Source organism: Streptomyces sp. NRRL S-337 (assembly GCF_000720175.1).
Lineage (GTDB): Bacteria > Actinomycetota > Actinomycetes > Streptomycetales > Streptomycetaceae > Streptomyces > Streptomyces siderophoricus.
This window is the reverse complement of the sequence record NZ_JOIX01000002.1, coordinates 38,941-58,557: the sequence shown is the minus strand read 5'-3', so window position 1 is coordinate 58,557 and position 19,617 is coordinate 38,941. Positions and strand designations below refer to the sequence as shown.

Genomic DNA, 19,617 nt, shown 5'->3' with positions numbered 1-19,617 from the left:
GACCTGTGTTGGTGCGGGAACGTGTCGTCGGGATGGTTGCCGTTGGCTTCTCAAGTGCTGCTTCGCATAAGGAAGCTGATGCCACGTCAGTCGCGGTCTTTTCCAGAGCAGTGCCACCGCCACGGCTCCTGCCAGGCAGAAATCATCGCAGAAATCCTCCCGGCCCAGCCCAGCGCCGACGGGAGGCCGGTCTCGCGTACATCGCTCCGAGCGCCCCTCGCTCATGGCGTGGCTTCGTCATCAGGGCGCTGCCCCTTCATTGGTCGATCAGTCCGATGCCGTGGTCGCCGTATCGGGCTCCCTGGGCCCCGGTGTCGGGGACGGCGGCGTCGATGTCGCCGAGGTCGGTGGCGGTCAGGTGCAGGTCGAGCGCGGCCAGGTTGTCGCGCAGGTGGGGGCGGCGGGAGCTGCCGGGGATGGGGATGACGTCGCTGCCGCGGGTGAGGAGCCAGGCAAGGGCGATCCGGGCGGGGGTGGCGTTCTTGGCGGTGGCGAGTTGGGTGAGGGCGTCGACGATGGCCAGGTTGGCCTTGAGGTCGTCGCCGTTGTAGCGGGGGGCGGTGGCGCGGAAGTCGCCGGGTTCGTAGCGCGTGGTGGTGCGGACGGTCCCGGTGAGCAGGCCACGGCCGAGAGGGCTGTAGGCGATCAGGGTGGCGCCGATACCGCGGATCGTGGGCAGGACGTCGTTTTCGACATGGCGCTCCCATAGCGAGTACTCGGTTTGGACGGCGCTGATCGGATGGATGGCGTGGGCGCGGCGGAGGGTGGCGGCCGAGACTTCGGACAGGCCGATGTGGCCCACCTTGCCTTGGGCGACCAGGTCGGCCAGGGCGCCGACGGACTCCTCGACGGGGACGGCGGGGTCGATGCGGGCGAGGTAGTACAGGTCGATGTGATCGGTGCGGAGCCGACGCAGGGACGCTTCGCAGGCACGCCGCAGATCGTTGGGCGAGCCGGCGGGGACCAGGCTCCCGGCGGTGCGGTGGACTCCGGTCTTGGTGGCCAGCACGGCGCGGTCGCGGTGTGGTGCGAGGGTCCGGCCGAGGAGTTCCTCGTTTGCTCCGTCGCCGTAGAAGTCGCCTGTGTCGAACAGGGTGACGCCGGAGTCGAGGGCCTCCAGCAGCGTGGCCGCGGCCTCGTCCGGGTCGGCGGTGCCGTAGCTGCCGGTCATACTCATGCACCCGAGGCCGAGTCGGGAGACCGCAGGGCCGTCGGGCCCGAGAGCGGTGGTGTGCATCGCTCCTCCGTCACTTTGCCAGGGTCGCGCGGAGGAACTGAAGGATCTCCGCCTGGGCTGCTTCGGCCTGTGGTTCGACGCCGGGCAGGGTGAGGAACGCGTGCTTCGCGCCCGGGTATTCGGAAAGCCGCACGGGCGTCTCGGCCGCGCGCAGCCGCTCGGCGTAGCGGCGGCCGTGATCGGCGACCGCGTCCTGGGTGGGCACCACCACGAGCGCCGGGGCCAGTCCGCTGAGGTCGTCCGCGTACAGCGGCGAGAGTCTGCTGGCGTCGGTTCCCGGCGGGACGGCGAGCCGCTGGAAGAGCCGCAGTAGCGGCAGGGCCCGGGTGGGGCTGTACGCGTACTCGGCGATCGAGGCGTAGTCGAACATCGTCTCGGTCACGTCGACTGCGGGGTTGACCAGTACCTGTGCCTTGAGCTCCAGGCCGGCCTCCCCGGCCCGGATGGCTGTCAGGGCGCTGATCAGCGCGCCGCAGCTCTCGCCGAAGACGGCCGTGCGCGCCGGGTCGACGCCCCAGTGCGCGGCGTGTCGCAGCACGTGATCGAGCACCTGCCAGCCGTCGTCGGCGGCGTCCGCGAGCGAGGCATCCGGGGCGAGGAGGCGGTGCTCGACCGAGACGACGAGCGCGGGCAGCGCCGCGGCGAGGTGGCTGTTGGTCCAGTCGCACTGCGTCGCGGTGCCCACGAAGCCGCCTCCGTGGACGTGAACCACGAGTGGCAGATCGGTTCGGGCTGCGGCTTCGTCGTCGCCCGTCGGCGCCGGCCGGTAGACCCGGACCGGGAGGTCGCGACCGGGCAGCGCGAGCTGTCGCCATTCGACGGCGGCGCCGGGGTCCGGCTCTCCGAGGATCGCCCGTGCAGCGCTGGAGGCCCGGAAGCGGTTCTCCGCGTCGCGGTAGGCGAAGAGTTGCTCGGTCGTGATCGTCGAGAAGTCCGGCTCCGGCGGCCGCGTGGCAGTAGTGGTCTCGCTCATGTGTCCTTCTCCTCTCCCGGCCGGATGCCGGGTGTGTCGTTGCGGTCGGACAGTGGATTGCCCTCATTATGCACGCACCGCGTGCATCAGCAAGTGCATAGGTTAGGCTGAGACTTGACGAAAGGGGCGAGATGACTGGCCGAAGGCGATGGTCGACCGAAGAGATCCTGGATACGGCGGCAAAGCTGCTGCGCACGAGCGACGCCGAGTCATTCAGCGTGCGCAAACTCGCCACAGCGCTCGGGACCGACTCCTCCAGCCTCTACCGGCACTTCCGCAACAAGACCGAACTGCTGCGCGCGGTCGCCGACCGAATCCTGCTGGCCGCCATGGACGGCTACCGCTCCCAGGGCGACTGGAAGCAGCGCGTCACCGCCCTCGGCCTGTGCCTGCGCGAGGCCTTCGGCGAGCAACCCCAACTCGCCGCGGTCTGGGGACGCTACGGGTCCGGCGGCACCGGATCCCGGTTGGTCATGGAGGAGCTGCTGCAGGCCTTGCGCACGTCCGGCCTGCCCGACCAGGAGATCCCGGCGCGCTACCACCGCATCGTGATCCTCCTCGCCGCGCTGATCTCCTCCGAGGCCGGCATCAGCACCGTCGCCCCCAAGGAGTTCGAACAGGGCATGGAGCAGTTCCGCGTCGCGGTGCTCGGCGCCGACCCCGAACGCTTCCCCGCCCTGGCCCATTTCGCCCGCGACATTCGCCCCCTCGGCGTAGACCGCCGCGCCGCATTCGAGGAGATCCTCGCCGCCCAACTCGCCCACATCGAGGCACAAATCCCCTGACCTGACATGACATGACCTCCCGGCCGGCTGGTGACGATGCGGGCCAGGCGCTTGCCGGTACGGGCCGCCCGGATCGTCAGGCTTTCGCTCACGCAGGGGGATCACCACCGCCGACGCCGACGACCCAACTCACCTTCGGGGCCGGGCCGGGCCCGGGGTGCTGTGATCGGCCGTGGACCCGGCCGTAATTCGATTGACCTGGCCAGCGGGGCAACGCTGCACTGTGGCGGGACACCACGAGGCGTGGTGCCGGTACCCGGGGAGGCAGCGGCAACAATGGAGATCCGTCCTACGACCGACCAGGACCTCGTCGTCTTCGTCGACACACTCCATGCCGCGTTCGGGAGCTTCCCGGAGACCCCGACCGAGGGCGGCGGCGGACCCTGGTGGTCGGCGCTCGAAATGGACCGCAACCTGCTCGCCATGACGGCGGACGGGTGGCCCGTGGGCACCGCCGGTGCGTACTCCTTCGAGCTCACCCTGCCCGGTGAGATCCTCGCTCCGGCGTCCGGGGTGACCGCCGTCGGCGTCCTGCCCTCGCACCGACGCCAGGGCGTGCTCAGCGCGATGATGCGGCATCAACTCACCGAGCTCCGAGCCCGAGGGGAGTTCCTCTCCGTACTGCTGGCATCCGAGGCCTTGATCTACCGCAGGTTCGGGTACGGACCGGCGACCTACACGCAGCAGCTGACCCTGCCGCGCCACCGGGCCGCTTTCGCCCCGCCCCGGGCGCGCGGAACGGCCGGCGCCCCAGCGGTCGGATCGGACACCGGCTCCAACACCAGCTCGGACAAGGGCTCGGACACCGGCGCGGTCGAGCTGCTGCGGCGTGCCGAGTGCGGCGAGATCCTGGAAGAGGTCTACGACCGGTACCGGCGCGCCCAGCCCGGCGCGCTGTCCAGGCCGCACCGCTGGTGGTCCTTGGGCGCCGGGCGGCCCCCGGTTTCTTCGGCGCCGCGCTACGTCGCCGTCCACCGGGACGCCGACGGTGTCCCGGACGGGTACGCCAGTTACTTGGTCGAGTCCGGCACCCTGACGGTCGACGAGACCATCGCCATCGACGACACCGTCTTCACGGCCCTGGCCCGGTTCGTGCTCGGACACGACCTGGTCACTCAGGTCGTGTTCAAGCACGTCCCGCCCGAGCACCCGCTGCGCTGGCAGTTCGCGGACTTCCGCGCCGGCCAGGTGAGCGATGACACCGACTGGCTCTGGGTGCGGCTGCTGGACGTCCCGCGTGCGCTGACCGCGCGCGGCTGGTTCACCGACGGCGAGCTCGTCCTCGACGTCGACGACCCGTTCCTCGGAGAGCACGGCCGCTACTTGCTGACCGTCCGGGACGGCAAGGCCGACTGCGTCCCGACGGACCGGGAGCTCGACCTGTCCCTGGACATCAGCGACCTGGGCTCGGTCTACCTCGGCGGCACCGCCCCCAGCACCCTCGTGCGTGCCGGACACATCCGGGCCCACCGCCCCGGCGCGGCCACCCTCGCCGACGCTCTCTTCCGCGCCGAGCGCCCCCCGCACTGCCTGCACTGGTTCTGACCACGCGCTCGCCGACCTTGCACAAGTCTTGTGAGTAGGGCTGCGAGAGGGCTGTAGCGGTGCTTGCTTCCTGCGCGGTGGGAAATCGGCCATTGTCACCCGTCGGGGCGGAGGCTCCCGCCGTGCGGTGGGGGAGTGGGGTGGCCAGGAGAGAGAAGAACAGCACCGGGGCCGAGCATGGGTGCCGCGGGACCTGGCGAGGTCCCGCGGCGTAGATGCAATGGTTACTGGTCGCTGCCTTCGGCGAGGGTGTGGGCGACGAGTGCGTTGGCGTGGCCGTGGCCGAGTCCATGCTCGGTCTTGAGCCAGGCAACGAGTTCCATGTGCTTGGCCAGGGGCGAGGTGCGGATGAGTTCCTTCCACTCCGCGATCGGCCGGCCGTACTTCTTCTCGATCGAGGGGAAGTAGCTGGCGGGGCCCTTCACCGGTGCCGTCATGGGCGTTGTCCTACCTCTTCGCTTCGGAGAGTTCATGCCTGTTGTCTTTGCGTTCAACGGCCCTGCGGATAAGGCTAGTTCTGCGCGACCGGGGCCGCGGTGGCCAGTCGGGCGGTGATCGCGGTCAGCCACAGCAGGCCGAGGGCAGCTGCGGCAGTGAAGGCCAGCACGGTGGCGGAGGACGCGGCGAACCCCGCGAGGACGCCGAGCGGCACCAGACGGGAACCCAGGGCCCAGCCGCGCTGTCGCCGGGCGGCGAAGTGGCGGGCCAGCATCAGAAAGGATGCGCACAGGGCGAGGAAGCCCACCATGGCACTGAGCATGTGGAGCCCGCCGTGCCCACTGAGGGAGGCGGCCGGGGCATCGGGAATGCCGGCGGGGAATCCCGCGCCCGGGTCGGCGGTGAATACCGCGGCGAGCAGGAACGAGGCACCGAACACGCGGATCAGCCGCGGCGCCCAGCGTCCTCCGGCCGCGCCGGCCAGCGCGCGGCGGATTCCGGCGGCACCGGCGATGGCCAACGCGCCCGTCAGCAGGAAGCTCGTGACCTGGATCCATCCCAGGTCGCCCAGGCTGAGCTGACTGATCGCGTTACGGGTGAAGTCGAAGCCGTCGCGGGTCAGTCCCTGGACTGCGCCGGCGCCCAGGAACAGCGGACCGGCCGCGATGCCACCCGCAAGCAGGGCCCGCGTCGTCGGCCGTCTCGCCGATACGAAGGCGGCAGCGGCCGGAGCGTCGATGGCCTGAGTCATGGATTTCCCCCTGAACGGAACTAGACGGTGTGGTACTCACTCGGAGCCGGGCGCTAGAGTAGCCGCGAAGAAACTAGACTGTCCAGTACTGACGAGAGGATGGGGCATGGCTGCGAGCGAAGAAGGCCGGTCGGCCCGCAAGCACACGGCGATCATGAACGCGGCGACCAAGGCGTTCATGGCCAACGGCTACGCCGGCACCAGCATGGACGACATCGCCAAGCTCGCCGCGGTCTCCAAGCAGACCGTCTACAAGCACTTCACCGACAAGGAGAAGTTGTTTACCGAGATCGTCCTTGCCACCACCGACCGCGTCGACGCCATGGTCGACCTGGTGGCCGACATCCCGGCCGACGCCCAGGCCCTCGAGGACAACCTCACCCGCCTGGCCCACCAGTTCCTGACCGCTCTCACCCAGCCCGAAGTACTCCAACTCCGGCGCCTGATCATCGCCAACGCCGATACGTTCCCCCAACTCGGCGCCGCCTGGTACGAGCAGGGCTTCGAACGCATCCTGGCCACCCTCGCAACCACCTTCCAACGGCTCGACGACCACGGCCTCCTCCGCATCGCCGACCCCCACCTGGCCGCCAACCACTTCTCCGGCCTGCTGCTCTGGATCCCCGTGAACAAGGCCATGTTCCACGGAAGTCCGCAGCACACGCAGGACGAACTCGACCGCTACGCGGCCGCCGGCGTCCAGGCCTTCCTCGCCGCCTACCGCTGACCTCAACGACACCCGACCGGGCTGTACCTCGCGTGGCTTTGGACATGACCTGAGGCTGGTTCGCCGTGGGCACCTCACCAGTGAGGTGGAGAGCCAGCAGCGGGTCGACGGGTTGACGGACGCCATGGCGGGGCTGCCGTGGCGGCAACGGACGGAGCCGCTGTGTCGTGCGATGCCAAGTTCGGTTCTCGCAGCGTTTTGGCTACGGGCCGGGCGGTACTCGGCGAGGCCACGGCGGCCGGTGCGTTGATGGTGGGGGATCGACGGCAGGGGGGCGTCGGGCAAGTCCTAGGTATGACGGCCGGGCTGCCTCGTTCATTGGGCAGCTTCCTCTGGTCTGCCCGGTGGTCCAAACGAAACGGCCTGGTTCCGCACCAGACAACGTTCGCCCTGTTACCAGCTGGCGATGCCGGCCCGTGCTGAGTGACGCGGCCTACTCGGCCTTGAGCTGGTGGTCGGCCCAGACGTAGCTCTCGGGCAGCAAGTCGGTGATGAGGACGGTCCGGATGCGGTCGTCTTCGCTGACGATGACCTTGAGGGCGGGGAAGTAGTCGAGCAGGACCTGGCGGCACCGACCGCAAGGGGAAACAACCCCGCGGTCGCGGTCGCCCACGGCGACGATGGTGTCCAGCTCGTAGGCTCCCTGGGCGGCTGCCGCGCCGATGAGGACCAGCTCGGCGCAGGGGCCTCCGGTGAAGTGGTAGGCGTTCACCGCGGTGACGATCCGGCCGTCCTGGGCACGGGCTGCGGCTGCCATGGTGTGGTTGTCGCCCCGGCAGCGCGTGCGTGCGACTTCAGCTGCGGCCTGGATGAGTTCGTGGTCGACGTGCTGGGTCTGAGTGGTCATCTTCTCTGCTTCTCTGCCATCGTCGGGTGTCAGGCGACGTTGGCCCGCGGGACGAGGATGCGCAACCGAATATCTACGGGGTGCTTGTTCCAGCAGGTGGTGTGGCGGCGGACCTTGCTGCCTTGCTGCTTGTGGCTTGCATGGTCGGTGCCGTCCAGCGCGACGTACCGCAGGGCGGTTTGGGCTCCGGCGGCGCTCCGGCGCCGTGGGGAGAAACCGGCCGAGCCAGGCCGGCTCACTCCTGCCCGGGGTCAGCCGCGGGTTCCCGAACCTCCGCTCGTACTTAGCCTGTCCCGCTCGTGGACACAAACCCTCTACAGCCCGGCTCCGGATGGCTGCCAGGTCGGGACATCTGTCCCGGCCGGTTCGGGACGGGTCGCTCTGTTGCCCGGCCGTCTCTTCGATGAGGGTGTCAAGGGTGATGACAACCGTGGATGGAACGGACGCCGCAGGCTGGCCTGCGGTGCGCCTGAGGGCGCCCAACGGCACGGTCAGCCGACGCGCTCCGCGCTTTTGGGCGCTGCGGGCGGGGCTCGGCTGGCTTGTGCTGCTGCTGGTTGAGACCGGCTGGCTGCTCAGTTCCCCCATCGGCCCGGCGCAGCACGTGCTGATCGTGGTGACGATACTGCTGGCGGCAACGCACCTGTCGGTCATGCCGCGCTGGCGCTTCAAGGTGCACCGCTGGGAGGTCGCGCCAGTGGCCGTATATACGCAGACAGGCTGGTTCAACCAGGAGAGGCGTATCGCACCGGTGGCGCGGATCCAGACAGTGGACACTCAGCGCGGACCCTTCGAACGGCTCTTCGGCATCACCAACGTTACGGTGACGACTGCCTCTGCCCGCGGTCCGGTCCGGATCCATGCGCTGGACCACGACGTGGCGGAACGATTGGTCGAGCAGCTGACCCGTGAGGGCCGTGCAACGGCAGGAGATGCCTCATGACGGGCCCAGACACCTCCCCTGCCGGGGAGATACCTCCCTCTGACCCCCAACAGGCCGATCCGTGGCAGCGGCTGAGTCCGCGCATGCTGGCAGTGCATCCGCTGCACGAAGCGCTCCGCTTCCTCCCTGTGGTGCTGAGCATGCTCTTCCTCGGCCGCCGCGGTGAGCAGCTCTGGGGGCTGCTGGGCCTCGCATTCGCGCTGGTCATCGGTCTCGCCCGGTGGTTCACCACGACGTACAGGGTGACGGCCCACCAAGTGCAGCTGCGGCGGGGCCTGGTGCGCCGCGAGGTGCTTTCCGTTCCCAGGGACCGCATCCGGTCTGTCGATGTCAGCTCACGCGTACTTCAGCGCATGCTCAGGCTGCAGCGCCTGGTCATCGGCACCGGCAGGTCGGACCGTCGCCATGACGGAATGGTGTTGGACGCTCTGGACGTTGAGGCGGCCGAGCGGCTGAGGGATGAACTGCTGACCGGGCCCGGGCAGACGGACTCGCTCCAACCGGCTGCTGCCGCCATCGTGACTGCGGACAAGTCTGAGAAAGCTGAGATGCGTCCCGTTCGGCGCGTGACGCCGCCGCGCCTCCACCGTCCCGATGAGCTGGACACCTCCGTCACGCATCTGGACGCCCTTGGGGAGCAGCTGATTTCCGAACTCCGTCCGAGCTGGATACGGTTCGGTGCCTTTACTCTCACTGGTACAGCAGGCGCGGGGGTGCTGATCACCTCGCTCATCACCTTCCTCAACGATGCGCAGCTGGGCCCGGGAAGATTTCCGCCGTTGCGCCTTGTGTACCGGCAGGTGACTGCGCTGCCCATGCCGCTGGCGGTTTTGGCAAGCGCCGCGCTGGCAGTACTGGTCGTATCACTGCTGTCCGCCGTCGGCTATGCCCTCGCCTTCTGGCACTTCCGGCTCACCCGGCTGGCCAACGGCACCTTGCGGCTCACCCGTGGTCTTGTCACCAAACGCTCGGTCACCATCGAGGGCCGTCGCCTCCGCGGCATCGAGATCAGCGAGACGCTGCCGCTGCGACTCGTCCGTGGGGCCCGCTGTACTGCCATCACCACCGGTCTGCGAACCGGCCGGGGCGCGGAGCACGGCAGTTCGCTACTGCTGCCCGCAGCGCCGCTCGCTGAGGCGCACCGGGTGGGCGCGGTGGTGTTCGGCGACGCGGCACCGATGGACTGTCCGCTCGTCCAACACGGCGAAGGGGCCAGGAACCGCCGGTGTACCCGAGCCCGCATCACGGCGGTCGGGGTGAGCGCGGCCGTTGGGGGAGCCGCGCTGTGGGCCGGCTGGCCTGCCTGGATCTGGTTCGTCTCGCTCGCGGTACTGCTGCCGTTCGCCGAGCTGATCGCCCGGGACCGCTACCGCAGTCTCGGTCACGCATGGGTCGACGGCCAACTTGTGGGGCAGCAGGGCGGGTTCGTACGACGTCGATTTGTGCTGTCCGAGGAGGCGGCGGTCGGCTGGATCTTCCATCGGTCCATGTTCCAGCGGAGGGCGGGACTTGCGTCACTCACCGTGGCCACGGCGGCCGGCCGACAGTTCTACAGCTTCATAGATCTGCCGGGGGACAGCGCTGCGGCGCTTGCGTCGGATGCCACTCCCGGATGGCTGGAGCCGTTCCTGGCCCCGGCATCAGAACAACCGGTGATCGACTGCTCGGCCTGAAACGTCACGGTGCCTGGGGCCACAAACGGGAGGTGTCCCCCCGTCTTCGTCGGCCTGTGACGCTCCCACAGCTACCTCAGGAGCGAATGCGGGGCCCCAGGGGTGGCTACCGCATCGCGCGGCGTAGTCGAATGTCCCACAGGCACTTCCTCCGCGGGAGATGCTCCGCCGTGCGCTCTCTCCCGGCTCCTCAGACGTCTTGCGCAAGCCGGGCTGCACGGCTCCTGACGCTCCAGGCTGAGGGCTCACGGCGATCGAGGAGGCATCCTTGGTGCCTGGCCCTACAACCAGCCGCTCTCCTGCGCCACATGCGCCGCTTCGAAGCGGTTGGCGCAGTCTGTCTTCCGGATCGCCGACGAGAGGTAGTTGCGTACCGTCTTCTCGGAAAGGCACACACGCGCTGCGATGGCAGGAATCGGCGAACCATCGATGGCCACCGCCAGCACCTCCTGCTCCCGGCGGGTAAGCGGATTGGGCTTGGCTCGTAGTGCGGAGGCCGCGAGCACGGGGTCCATCACCGTCTCGCCGGCCATCACCCGGCGGATCGCGGTCGCGAGTTCGTCCACCGGCCGGTTCTTGCCGATGAAGCCGCTGGCCCCGGCCGCCATCGCACGCTGGAGGTGGCCCGGCCGGTCGAAGACCGTGAAGACCAGAATCTTGGTCTCCGGCAGCTCCGCATGCAGGGCCGCCGCGGCAGCCAGCCCATTGCCTCCGGGCATCGCGATGTCGAGAAGACAGAGGTCGGGCCGCAGTTGGAGCGCGGCGGACACCGCCCCCGGGCCGTCGGCGACCTGACCGACCACCTCGATGTCCGGTTCCAGACCGAGCAAGGTGGCGATGGCGGTGCGAACCATGCCCTGATCTTCGGCGAGGAGTACCCGGATCACCCGACGTCCTCCGTGAGGGGAAGGACGGCCTGGAGCCGGAAGCCTCCGCCCGGTGCGGGCCCGGTGTCCAGGCGGCCGGCGAGGGCTGTGACCCGCTCGGCCAGGCCGGCGAGACCGTTCCCGCCCGGACCGGGTTCGTGGTGTTCGGGGCCGGTTCCGTCATCGGTCACCTCAAGGACGGCCCGGCCCGACTCGGTACGGATCTCCACTCGGCAACTGGTCGCCTTGGCGTGGCGGACCACGTTGGTCAGCGCCTCGCGGGCGATCCAGCTCAGGGTGGTCTCGATGTCCTCGGGCAGCGCATCAGCGACATTCCGGACCGTGACCGAGACTCCGGCATCGGCCAGCGTGAGCCGGGACTCGTCGATGACTGTCGTGAGGCTGAGCTTGCGGTAACCAGTGACGGCGGTACGGACCCGCTCCAGCGCTTCGCGCCCCATGTTCTCGATCCGCAGGAGCTCCGCCTCCACATCCGTTTCCCCGGCCCGATACAGCCGGCGAGTGACCTCCGTGTGCAGGGTGAGCTGGAGCAGGCTGTGGCCAAGCATGTCGTGCATGTCCCGGGAAAAGCGCAGCCTTTCCTCCGTTACCGCTGCCCGTGCCAACTCTCGCCGAGTACGGCGGAGTTCAGTGTTGAGATCAAGGATGCGCCGGTACGTCGTCATGGCCAGGCCGACCGCGGCGGTCATCACCACCAGCGAGACGGACCGGGCGGCGTCCACCCGGCCCCCCACGAAGATGGCGAGCGAGATCATGATCGCGAGCGCGGGCAGGGTCATGCGGGCCGGCACGGCCAACGCACTGGTTGCCGCCAGATACGGCATCAGGAGAGTCCACTCCTTGCCGAGCCATAGCGGAAGGACCACGGACATCACCACGAGCGGTATCAGCAACGCCAGCCGGAAACGCTGGTCGAGCCTGGCGGAGTGGTAGGACCAGGCCAGGGTCACCTGGGAGCCTGCGAAAAGCAGCAGGGCGCAGACGGCCGCCAGGACGGTGGGAAGCGGGTTCCCCGTCGTAGAGAGCGAGGGGATCACAGACAACAGCGGGATGAGTCCGATGGTGGTGCCGACCACGGATCCGAGCGTGGAGGCACCTTCGGGCACCCTGGCCGCAGTCGTCGGCTTCAGGCGGAATGTCTGTCCCATACCGCCCCCTTCCGCAGGCTCCACCCTTACTGCGCCCCCGATGCCCACTCTAACCTTGAGACGCTGTCGAGTTGCCGTAGACACCGCGCGCAGCCCCCGCCCCAGGACGCGAGATAGCAACCAGAGGCGACGGGGCCTCTGGTTCCGGAAGGGGCCCACCCTTCACCGTGCAGCAACACAACTGACCTGGCCTTTGCGCCCGCACCATCTGGCCAGCAGGACAAGTCAGAGCAACAGGATGAAGCGGCGGCAGACGTGGATGCGGCTGAACTGTCCTTGTAGCGCTTCCTTGTCGCCAGGTTCGGCGTGCGCGAACACCATGAAAGGGCAGGCCGGGGCGGGGGGCAAACTGATCCCGACCGACGCCGCATCCTCCGCCTCGCTGTTGCCCAAGCAGCTCCGTCGCCCAGGATTGGGCCGGGGACTGATGTGCCTGCCATTGCCCGCGGCCGCTCAGCCTTGTCCGGCACCGATCCCCGGTGACCAGGTTGATGGCGTTGCCTGGTCGGACATGCGGTGGCGAGCCGTTCGAGGCGATGGTGCCTCAGGTGTGCCGAGACAAGAGGGCGACGAAGGTGATGTAGGCGATGGCGGCGGTGGCCACGAACCAGAAGTACGGATCGCCGCTTCTTCCGGAGGCCAGTTCACCGATGAAGGCGCTGAGATTCCCCACGGTGAGCACGATGCCCGTGCCGGCCCAGGCCAGCCCTCCGATCCGGGCGAAGCGCTCGTCGGGAGCCTTCTGGGTGAGGCCCTGATAGGTCTCGCTCCGGCGTCCCAGGAGCACTAAGGCAAGACTGCAGACCGCCAGGATCCCGAACGTCACCAGGCCGAGAGCGAGATGGCCGCCGACAGTCGCGGCCACGAGGCAGGCGGCTCCGACGGCGAGGAAGAAGCCGGGCACGGCCCGCCTGGCTGTGTTACTGGTCAACTGCTGGGCTCTCATCGGCATGAAACATCTCCTCAACGCTGACCTCGAAGAATTTGGCCATGGACAAGGCGAGCGGCAGGGAAGGTGTGTACCGCTCGGTCTCGATGGCGTTGATCGTTTGCCGTGAGACCCCGAGGGCTGTGCCCAGCTGGCCCTGGGAGAGCCCTCGTGACGACCGCAGCTCCCTGACGCTGTTGCGCATGTGTAAAGCCTACTTGTCACTTCTCGAACCTGTCAAGCTTGCTTTACAGGGGATAGGGCTCCCACGTCGCCTCGTTCACCGTGTGCGTTGTGCTGGTCTCAGCTACATTTCGCGGCGCCGTGATCGACAAGTGCTGTCTGAACTCCAGCCGCTCTCCGCAAGGTCAGGCACTCACTCAGCAGTCGTTGCCCGGTGGCGGGGGGAGCGGTGGCGGCGGTAGTAGGAGACGGTGACGGCAGCAAGGAGCGGGCCCCAGAGGACCAACGGTTGGTAGAGGATGCCGACGACGAGGTTGCCGGCAGGCGTCATGGCAGTGTGCGGGTATGTCCACCACCACGGGACAGTGGCCCAGAGCAGGGTCAGCGCGACCGCGCCGAATGCGGCAGGGACGACGGTGGCCATGGGACGGACTCTTCGCCCTCCGATCAACGGTACCCAGCGGGGCACGACCTCGCCCCAGGGCCGTACCAGACCGATCGTCAGGAAGGCGCCCAGCTCGCAGAGCACGCTGAGGGTCAGCATCCACACCTTTGCCCCCGTCGTCTCGAAGCCGGCGAAGCCTGCATCGCTGTATCCAGCCGGATATCCGAGCACCAAGAGGATGCGCCAGAGGCTGCTCGGCAGGACCACCAACGTCGTCGAATGTGCGGCCCATACCGCCCAACGAGGAGCTGGTGCCGTGGGGGTGACATGGGTGGACGGGTTCGACTGAATGCTCATGAGAGCCATCTTCACGCGCTCCGCGGAGCGTTCCATCGTCCTGCGTGGCTGTCTCAGGTAGCCAGCTGGCGCGAGGCCTGGACGATGTGATCAACCGCGTGGGGGAACCACCGTCATACTCCGAGAGGATGGACTCAGTGACTACGTAGGCGCTTTCCCAACGCTCGGCGCCGCGGGGTGAGTTCACGGGCGAGCAGGTTGGCCACCCATGCCCTCCTGTAGGTGGAGCTGCCGGATGCGCCGGGCAGTCACATCTGTGCGACATCGGCTTCGGGACATGGGCCGGCTGGGGCCGATCGAGATCACGCACGGCGATGAAGTGGTCGAGAGTCGTTGCCGTGCCCGCGTGGGCAGGGCCGGCGTCGGGTATCTACTCGCCGAGGTCCGCTGTGAGCGTGGTGCGGGGCACGCTGACCACCGCGTCGTAGGCATCCAGGGCGGCGACGGGAAGGAAGCCGTCGTCCATGCGGATGCAGGTGGGCTCCGGCAGGTCGTGGTGCCGGGAGTGCGCGCGCAGTGCGCCGATGTCCACCAGTGCTGGTGCCTCCGGTACCCCCGAGAACAGGGCCTCCAGGCTGTCGGGGGTCGCCGCCGGGGCGTCGGCTGCGGACTGGCGCATCCCGGCGGGATGTGCCGGATCGGGCACGTTGCGCACGGTCCGGCCGCCGCCGCTTGTCAGTGCCACGGACACGTAATCCGTTCCGAGTGCCTGGGCGAGGGCGTGCCCCATGGGGATACGGGGAAGCGGACTGCCTTCGGGGCTTGTGGTGCGCTGGATGTGGGCGTTGTGCGCGGCGACCACGATGCGGGTGCCGGGTGCGGACTGGTCGAGCAGCTCCAGCAGGCTGTCGGCCAGGTAGCGGTCGCGGGCGGCGAGATCGGCGGCGTCCGGTGCGCCGCCGAGCAGTTCGGACATCGCGCGCTGCATCTGGTCGGTGCGCCAGGCTGCCCAGACGTCCGAGAGAGCACGTTCGTAGGCGTCGTGTCCGCTGCACTGGACGTAGATCTCGCGCATGGCCGTGACGCGGTTGAGTAGCCGGCCGAGCGTCGCCGAGAGCCGGTCCTGCGGCTCGGGGCCGAGGCCGAGGCGGGCGTGGGCGGAGACGAGGCCCGAGCCGCCCGTGAGCGGCTCTGCCAGTTCCAGGGCGGTACGGGCGTAGCGTGCCGCGTCGGGATCGACTTCGGCCAGATACCTGGCTACCGGCTCCAGTGCGGGCGCCAGCGAGCCGCCGGCTGCCGGGATGTCGAGTCCGGCGAAACGGACCGGATACGGTGCCGTGACATTGTGGGAGCGCAGCCACCGTATGGCGTCGCGGCCTTCGGCGGACTGGTCCGGGTAGCCGTCCCGATGAGGCGTGAGCAACGTGTCGAGGTCGCCGTGACCACCCTGCACCCAGGCATCGACGGCTCGCCCGGAGGCAGCCCCGAACTCCACTGCGTAGACGGTGAATCCGCATTCCCGAACCAGGAAGCGCAGTATGCGTGCGCGCAGCAGCCCGAACTCGCGTATCTGGTGGGAGGTTTCGCCGAGAGCGACCACTCGCGCATCGCCGACGAGTCGGTGCAGCACCACCAGGTCGTCGAACGGGGCATGGGGATCGTCGGCGGTGAGACGGATCGCGTTGCGGGTTGTCCATTCAGCGAGGCTGAGTGGATGACTGGTGCCCATGATCGCGACCCTAGCAGTCGGCGCTCAGGGGGGCTCGTCGGTGAAGCGGCAGCCAGAACAGCGGCACAAGGTCAGCAACTGGTGGGCCAGTGGCGGAGTTTGTGCCGCAGCCGGCTCCTCATCTGGGGCTGTCCCAGTGAAGGTCCTCACAGACGCTTCAACCATGGAGCGCGAACGACGCCCGGTCCTGCCACTTCGCACCGTCATGCACCACAAGGTCAACTGACGAGACCCGGGACGTGAAGGGCGGTTTGCTGAGGAGGTCGGCCTCGATCTCCTCCAGGACAGCATCATTCTGGCCGTCGGCGATGGTCAGGTGGGGCACGACCTCGGTGAACTTGCCGCCGTAGGGAGGAGCCTCGGGCCACCGGTCAGTGAGCACCTCGGTGAGCCGCCGCAACTGCGTGTCCGGCTCAGGACGGAGAAACAGCACACCCGGAAACCGCCCACAGTCCTTAAAGCGCAGGTCAAAGGCATGATGCCTGCCGAGCACGTCAGCGAGAGCCGAGCAGACACCCTGATCTATTCGGCTCTCGTCCAGGAACGGGAAAAGCACCGTGATATGTGCGGGAACCCCGGCCCGGGCTGACGGATCGAACCGTTCACGCCATGCGCGGACGGCCGGCTCTGCTTCCGGGATCCTGACGATGAGTCCCGTCTGCCCCGCCTGAAACCTACTCGTGTTGTTGTCTGCCATGCCACGGCATGCTGCCATCTCCCAGGCTGACGACGGCACTCACGAGGCATCCGTGGTGAGGAATGATCCGCGGCGTGAAGCCTCCCACCGGCTGATCGGCGCTTTGGTGAGAAGGAACGAGCGGCGGAGCCGAGGTCTCCGCGGCTTGTCGGGGGCTGTCGCTGCGGTGTTGGTGGCATATCGGGGGCTGTCGGTCCGGTGTCGGCGGGGACTGGCACCTTTCGAGAGGTCCTGCCGGGTGCCCGTCCGGCCGGGGGTTGGAGAAGGGATCTGTCGTGCATGATGTAGTGATTGTTGGAGCTGGCCCGGTTGGTTTGTTCCTTGCCTGCGAGCTCGGCCTCGCGGGTTGCTCTGTCCTGGTGCTTGAGCGGGAGCCGGAGTCCCGCTCTCCGTTCAAGGCGAAGCCGCTCGGGATGCGGGGCCTGTCCGCCGCGTCGGTCGAGGCGTTCTACCGCCGCGGGATGCTGCACCAGCTGCGGACGGCATCGGGCGTCCCCGACGACTCCGACGCGGATCCCGATGCGCACGAGCCGTTCGCCCCTCGTGGCGTGGGTCATTTCGCCGGCATGGTGCTCGATCCGGCCCAGGTCGACGTCGCCGCCCTGCCGTACCGGCTTCCCGGCCCGGCGATGGAGGGCATGCTGACCCACCTCGAAGCGGTCGAGACGCTGCTGTCCGAGCAGGCCTACCAGCTCGGCGTGGACATCAGGCACGGCGTCACGGTCTCCGCCATCGCCCAGAACGATGAGGTCGCGGTCGCGCGAGCCGGCGGGCACGAGTACGCGGCGCGCTGGGTGGTCGGCTGTGATGGCGGACGCAGTGCGGTGCGTGGGCTCGCGGGATTCGAATTCGTCGGCACCAAGCCGCAGTTCACCGGTTACACCATGCACGCCACCGTCGCCGATTCCGAGAAGCTGCGCTCCGGCTTCCACCTGACGCCGACGGGCATGTACCTCCGGCCCTCGGAAGGGCACATCGCGATGATGGACTTCGACGGCGGCGCGTTCGACCGCTCGCAGCAGCCGACTCGTGACCATCTCCAGGCGGTTCTGCGCCGGGTATCCGGCACTGAGGTGACGCTGAGCGAGGTGCATCTCGCCTCAAGCTTCACCGATCGGGCGATGCAGACGACGACCTACCGGCGGGGACGCGTCCTGCTCGCGGGCGACGCCGCTCATATCCACTCGCCCCTTGGCGGGCAGGGACTCAACACCGGTATCGGCGATGCCATGAACCTGGGGTGGAAGCTCGCGGCGACCGTGCACGGATACGCGCCGGACGGGCTGCTCGACACCTACACCCGCGAACGCCATCCGATCGGCGCAGGAGTGCTCGACTGGTCGCGCGCCCAGGTGGCGGCCATGCGGCCGGACCCGCATGGACGGGCGGTGCAAGGGGTGGTGCGCGACCTGATCGGGACCCGTGACGGAACGACCTACATGTTCGAGAGGATCTCGGGAGCCTGGATTCGGTACGACCTCGGCAGCGAGCATCCCCTGGTCGGCCGCAGCGCCCCGGACCTTCGCCTCGAAGACGGCACTCGGCTCGGCGATCTGATGCGGGACGGACGGGGCGTCGCGCTCGATTTCAGCACCGACCGGTGCCTGCACGGTTCAGTGAGGGGCTGGGGGAGTCGGCTGCGGTATGTAGCCGGTCAGGCGAGAAACGACCTCCAACTGGGGGCCGTGCTCGTCCGGCCCGACGGCGTGGTTGCCTGGGCCGGTGAGCGGACTCCTGATCGAGAAGCGTTTGAGCGGGCTGCCAGTCAGTGGCTCGGGAGTCCGGAAATCTGAAGCAGCTGTCCCGTTCTCGCCCGCGTTCCTCTCCTCACCCGAGGTTCCTCACCCGCGTTTCCTCTCCTCACCCGAGTTCAAGGAGCGCACATGACGATCACCGTCCGGCCGGGAAGCACGTGATGCTCACCGGCGATTCGATCACCGACTGCCAACGGCTGGAGAGCGAAGCCGGCCTCGCGACCGGCCGCAACACCGGCGATCGCGAGGAGCTCGGCCGGCCAGGCCACCCCGGGCGGGCCGCAGTCGCAAGTCCCGAAAACCCTCCGTCAGTTGAAGGATGTATCGCCGCGTGGGCCCTCGTACGTTGGCACCGCCGCAGCGAGGCTCAGCCGCGGGCGGGGGGGGGTTCCTCTCCTGCCGGGAAGGCATTGCTGTGGTGAAAAGGCTGGTCATCGAACCCGCCTCACAGGCAAGAACTGCCGAAGGAGAACAGACCAACCATGATCACCGAGTCGACCCCCCACGGGTCGGTGCGGCGGACGATGGCCGCATTCGCCGCGGTCGCCCTCGCCACGCTCGCCACCTCAGTGTCGCCGCTCACCACCGGAACGGCCCACGCGGACACCCCCACCCTCGCGGGCCTGTCCCTGTCACCTCGACTGCCCCAGGCGGACGGCCTTGCGGCGTCCTTGGACCTGGCAAAGGACTCTCCGGACTACCGAACCGAAATCGTCATCAACAAGTCGCCGATCGCGACCTGGAGCATCGTGCCCAACGGTGACGGTAGCTTCCTGATCCGCAACGACAAGACACAGAAGTGCCTCGACTTCAACACCGACAACAACCATCTCGTGGAGCCGGTGTACTGCGACCGGACCAATACCAAGCAGAACTGGTACCTACAGCCCTCGCCCGGTGGTGGCGGTTACTACCTGATCCGGAACGTCAACACCGACAAGTGCATGGATGTGTTCGGTGGAAGCAGCAACGACGGCACGACAGTCGGCATCTCCGGCTGCAACCGTGGCAGCAATCAGGAATGGACCATCGGCCCGACGCCCAGCCCGGGGCACACGGGTCCCACCCTCTCGGATCTGGCCACCGCGTACGCGTTGAAGCAGTGCAGCAACGGTTCCAGCATCATCAAGTCGTGTGATTACGACATCACCGGCGACAGCGTGGCGTCCGTGGGGAACCTGCATCGGGTCAGCTCCAACGTGTGGAACAACAGCACCGATCCCGCGGACCGGACCATCACCTGGACGCAGACCTCGTCCCAGACCAACACGGTGGGCACCTCCCTCACCGTCACCAGCGAGGTCGGGATCAACGTCGAAATCGTCACGGCCAAGGTCAGCACCGCGATCAGCGCACGCTACGAGCATTCCTGGACGCAGACCGACACCGTGAGCGACGCCAACAAGATATCCGTGAAGCCGAACAACTACAGCTGGGCGATGCGAGGCCAGCTGATGAAGACGGTGACGGGTAAGTGGACGTTCACCAATGACCTCGGTGACACCTGGTCCGGCGAGGGCACCGCCACCGTCCCCGCCGTCGACGGCACCGACGGTCTCAGCAGCAACCTGGTGCTGTGCACCAGCGACAGCCTCGCCAAGGAGTGCGTCGACAACCGGTAACCAGCGCAGAGCTGCACAGCACTGCACAGCACTGCACCGCGAGGTCTGACGGCACGCCGTCGGACGGT

Annotated in this window: 21 protein-coding genes; 7 read left to right on the top strand and 14 right to left on the bottom strand. The window is 68.3% G+C overall.

What is annotated here, in order from left to right; genetic code table 11:
* Window positions 1–256: 256 nt before the first annotated feature.
* Window positions 257–1,237, bottom strand: a complete 981-nt coding sequence (locus IG62_RS0102470; protein ID WP_030796975.1) for an aldo/keto reductase — start codon at window positions 1,235–1,237, stop codon at window positions 257–259.
* 10 nt (window positions 1,238–1,247) lie between these two features.
* Window positions 1,248–2,210, bottom strand: a complete 963-nt coding sequence (locus IG62_RS0102465; protein ID WP_030796973.1) for an alpha/beta hydrolase fold domain-containing protein — start codon at window positions 2,208–2,210, stop codon at window positions 1,248–1,250.
* Between the two features lie 131 nt (window positions 2,211–2,341).
* Between IG62_RS0102465 and IG62_RS0102460 the strand changes: the two genes are divergently transcribed.
* On the top strand, window positions 2,342–2,995 hold the full coding sequence (locus IG62_RS0102460; RefSeq protein WP_030796970.1) for a TetR/AcrR family transcriptional regulator: 654 nt from the start codon (window positions 2,342–2,344) through the stop codon (window positions 2,993–2,995).
* Between the two features lie 276 nt (window positions 2,996–3,271).
* The gene (locus IG62_RS0102455; RefSeq protein ID WP_030796967.1) at window positions 3,272–4,540 is read left to right on the top strand and encodes a GNAT family N-acetyltransferase; all 1,269 of its coding nucleotides are present in this window, start codon (window positions 3,272–3,274) and stop codon (window positions 4,538–4,540) included.
* Window positions 4,541–4,764: 224 nt separating this feature from the next.
* Here the strand turns inward: IG62_RS0102455 and IG62_RS0102450 are convergent, their stop codons facing one another.
* Window positions 4,765–4,977, bottom strand: a complete 213-nt coding sequence (locus tag IG62_RS0102450; RefSeq protein ID WP_030796965.1) for a DUF4287 domain-containing protein — start codon at window positions 4,975–4,977, stop codon at window positions 4,765–4,767.
* A gap of 74 nt (window positions 4,978–5,051) precedes the next feature.
* Complete coding sequence (locus tag IG62_RS0102445; protein ID WP_030796953.1) at window positions 5,052–5,729, bottom strand: DUF998 domain-containing protein; 678 nt, start codon at window positions 5,727–5,729, stop codon at window positions 5,052–5,054.
* A gap of 106 nt (window positions 5,730–5,835) precedes the next feature.
* Here IG62_RS0102445 and IG62_RS0102440 point away from each other — a divergent pair, with 106 nt between their 5' ends.
* Window positions 5,836–6,456 carry a TetR/AcrR family transcriptional regulator gene (locus IG62_RS0102440; protein WP_030796951.1) on the top strand — a complete coding sequence of 207 codons (621 nt, stop codon included), beginning with the start codon at window positions 5,836–5,838 and terminating at the stop codon, window positions 6,454–6,456.
* 433 nt (window positions 6,457–6,889) lie between these two features.
* Here IG62_RS0102440 and IG62_RS0102435 read toward each other — a convergent pair whose 3' ends face one another.
* A complete protein-coding gene (locus IG62_RS0102435; RefSeq protein ID WP_030796950.1) occupies window positions 6,890–7,303 on the bottom strand; it encodes a cytidine deaminase family protein in 414 nt (137 codons plus the stop codon).
* A gap of 29 nt (window positions 7,304–7,332) precedes the next feature.
* Window positions 7,333–7,542 carry a hypothetical protein gene (locus IG62_RS44110; protein WP_107052892.1) on the bottom strand — a complete coding sequence of 70 codons (210 nt, stop codon included), beginning with the start codon at window positions 7,540–7,542 and terminating at the stop codon, window positions 7,333–7,335.
* Window positions 7,543–7,724: 182 nt separating this feature from the next.
* Here IG62_RS44110 and IG62_RS0102430 point away from each other — a divergent pair, with 182 nt between their 5' ends.
* Window positions 7,725–8,246, top strand: coding sequence for a PH domain-containing protein (locus tag IG62_RS0102430; protein ID WP_051797535.1), 522 nt, complete (start codon window positions 7,725–7,727; stop codon window positions 8,244–8,246).
* Window positions 8,247–8,329: 83 nt separating this feature from the next.
* Window positions 8,330–9,919, top strand: a complete 1,590-nt coding sequence (locus tag IG62_RS0102425) for a PH domain-containing protein (RefSeq protein WP_158794949.1) — start codon at window positions 8,330–8,332, stop codon at window positions 9,917–9,919.
* Between the two features lie 281 nt (window positions 9,920–10,200).
* Here the strand turns inward: IG62_RS0102425 and IG62_RS0102420 are convergent, their stop codons facing one another.
* From IG62_RS0102420 to IG62_RS0102385, 8 genes are all read right to left on the bottom strand, one after another.
* Window positions 10,201–10,806, bottom strand: a complete 606-nt coding sequence (locus tag IG62_RS0102420; protein WP_030796947.1) for a response regulator — start codon at window positions 10,804–10,806, stop codon at window positions 10,201–10,203.
* Complete coding sequence (locus IG62_RS43010; RefSeq protein ID WP_051797478.1) at window positions 10,803–11,954, bottom strand: sensor histidine kinase; 1,152 nt, start codon at window positions 11,952–11,954, stop codon at window positions 10,803–10,805. The genes IG62_RS0102420 and IG62_RS43010 overlap by 4 nt, the downstream gene beginning before the upstream one ends.
* A 225-nt stretch (window positions 11,955–12,179) precedes the next feature.
* A complete protein-coding gene (locus tag IG62_RS46975; RefSeq protein ID WP_158794948.1) occupies window positions 12,180–12,347 on the bottom strand; it encodes a hypothetical protein in 168 nt (55 codons plus the stop codon).
* Between the two features lie 151 nt (window positions 12,348–12,498).
* Window positions 12,499–12,906 (bottom strand): hypothetical protein, encoded by a 408-nt coding sequence (locus tag IG62_RS0102405; RefSeq protein ID WP_030796943.1) that lies wholly within the window; start codon window positions 12,904–12,906, stop codon window positions 12,499–12,501.
* Window positions 12,875–13,087 (bottom strand): helix-turn-helix transcriptional regulator, encoded by a 213-nt coding sequence (locus IG62_RS0102400; protein WP_030796940.1) that lies wholly within the window; start codon window positions 13,085–13,087, stop codon window positions 12,875–12,877. The genes IG62_RS0102405 and IG62_RS0102400 overlap by 32 nt, the downstream gene beginning before the upstream one ends.
* Before the next feature lie 171 nt (window positions 13,088–13,258).
* Window positions 13,259–13,807, bottom strand: coding sequence for a hypothetical protein (locus IG62_RS0102395; RefSeq protein ID WP_030796939.1), 549 nt, complete (start codon window positions 13,805–13,807; stop codon window positions 13,259–13,261).
* A 370-nt stretch (window positions 13,808–14,177) separates the two neighbouring features.
* Complete coding sequence (locus tag IG62_RS0102390; RefSeq protein ID WP_037837694.1) at window positions 14,178–15,476, bottom strand: erythromycin esterase family protein; 1,299 nt, start codon at window positions 15,474–15,476, stop codon at window positions 14,178–14,180.
* A 157-nt stretch (window positions 15,477–15,633) separates the two neighbouring features.
* Window positions 15,634–16,173 carry a 2'-5' RNA ligase family protein gene (locus IG62_RS0102385; RefSeq protein WP_030796928.1) on the bottom strand — a complete coding sequence of 180 codons (540 nt, stop codon included), beginning with the start codon at window positions 16,171–16,173 and terminating at the stop codon, window positions 15,634–15,636.
* 275 nt (window positions 16,174–16,448) lie between these two features.
* Here IG62_RS0102385 and IG62_RS0102380 point away from each other — a divergent pair, with 275 nt between their 5' ends.
* Window positions 16,449–17,966 (top strand): FAD-dependent monooxygenase, encoded by a 1,518-nt coding sequence (locus tag IG62_RS0102380; RefSeq protein WP_030796925.1) that lies wholly within the window; start codon window positions 16,449–16,451, stop codon window positions 17,964–17,966.
* Between the two features lie 443 nt (window positions 17,967–18,409).
* Window positions 18,410–19,549, top strand: a complete 1,140-nt coding sequence (locus IG62_RS0102370; protein ID WP_030796922.1) for an RICIN domain-containing protein — start codon at window positions 18,410–18,412, stop codon at window positions 19,547–19,549.
* Window positions 19,550–19,617 lie beyond the last annotated feature (68 nt).

Bases quoted from the DNA above. Each gene is read 5' to 3' on its own strand.
- IG62_RS0102400 (WP_030796940.1), bottom strand. From the start codon at position 13,087: ATGCGCAACAGCGTCAGGGAGCTGCGGTCGTCACGAGGGCTCTCCCAG.
- IG62_RS0102460 (WP_030796970.1), top strand. From the start codon at position 2,342: ATGACTGGCCGAAGGCGATGGTCGACCGAAGAGATCCTGGATACGGCG.
- IG62_RS0102385 (WP_030796928.1), bottom strand. From the start codon at position 16,173: ATGGCAGACAACAACACGAGTAGGTTTCAGGCGGGGCAGACGGGACTC.
- IG62_RS0102390 (WP_037837694.1), bottom strand. From the start codon at position 15,476: ATGGGCACCAGTCATCCACTCAGCCTCGCTGAATGGACAACCCGCAAC.
- IG62_RS0102465 (WP_030796973.1), bottom strand. From the start codon at position 2,210: ATGAGCGAGACCACTACTGCCACGCGGCCGCCGGAGCCGGACTTCTCG.
- IG62_RS0102450 (WP_030796965.1), bottom strand. From the start codon at position 4,977: ATGACGGCACCGGTGAAGGGCCCCGCCAGCTACTTCCCCTCGATCGAG.
- IG62_RS0102370 (WP_030796922.1), top strand. From the start codon at position 18,410: ATGATCACCGAGTCGACCCCCCACGGGTCGGTGCGGCGGACGATGGCC.
- IG62_RS0102395 (WP_030796939.1), bottom strand. From the start codon at position 13,807: ATGAGCATTCAGTCGAACCCGTCCACCCATGTCACCCCCACGGCACCA.
- IG62_RS0102405 (WP_030796943.1), bottom strand. From the start codon at position 12,906: ATGCCGATGAGAGCCCAGCAGTTGACCAGTAACACAGCCAGGCGGGCC.
- IG62_RS0102440 (WP_030796951.1), top strand. From the start codon at position 5,836: ATGGCTGCGAGCGAAGAAGGCCGGTCGGCCCGCAAGCACACGGCGATC.
- IG62_RS0102430 (WP_051797535.1), top strand. From the start codon at position 7,725: ATGACAACCGTGGATGGAACGGACGCCGCAGGCTGGCCTGCGGTGCGC.
- IG62_RS0102425 (WP_158794949.1), top strand. From the start codon at position 8,330: ATGCTGGCAGTGCATCCGCTGCACGAAGCGCTCCGCTTCCTCCCTGTG.
- IG62_RS0102455 (WP_030796967.1), top strand. From the start codon at position 3,272: ATGGAGATCCGTCCTACGACCGACCAGGACCTCGTCGTCTTCGTCGAC.
- IG62_RS0102435 (WP_030796950.1), bottom strand. From the start codon at position 7,303: ATGACCACTCAGACCCAGCACGTCGACCACGAACTCATCCAGGCCGCA.
- IG62_RS0102445 (WP_030796953.1), bottom strand. From the start codon at position 5,729: ATGACTCAGGCCATCGACGCTCCGGCCGCTGCCGCCTTCGTATCGGCG.
- IG62_RS0102470 (WP_030796975.1), bottom strand. From the start codon at position 1,237: ATGCACACCACCGCTCTCGGGCCCGACGGCCCTGCGGTCTCCCGACTC.
- IG62_RS43010 (WP_051797478.1), bottom strand. From the start codon at position 11,954: ATGGGACAGACATTCCGCCTGAAGCCGACGACTGCGGCCAGGGTGCCC.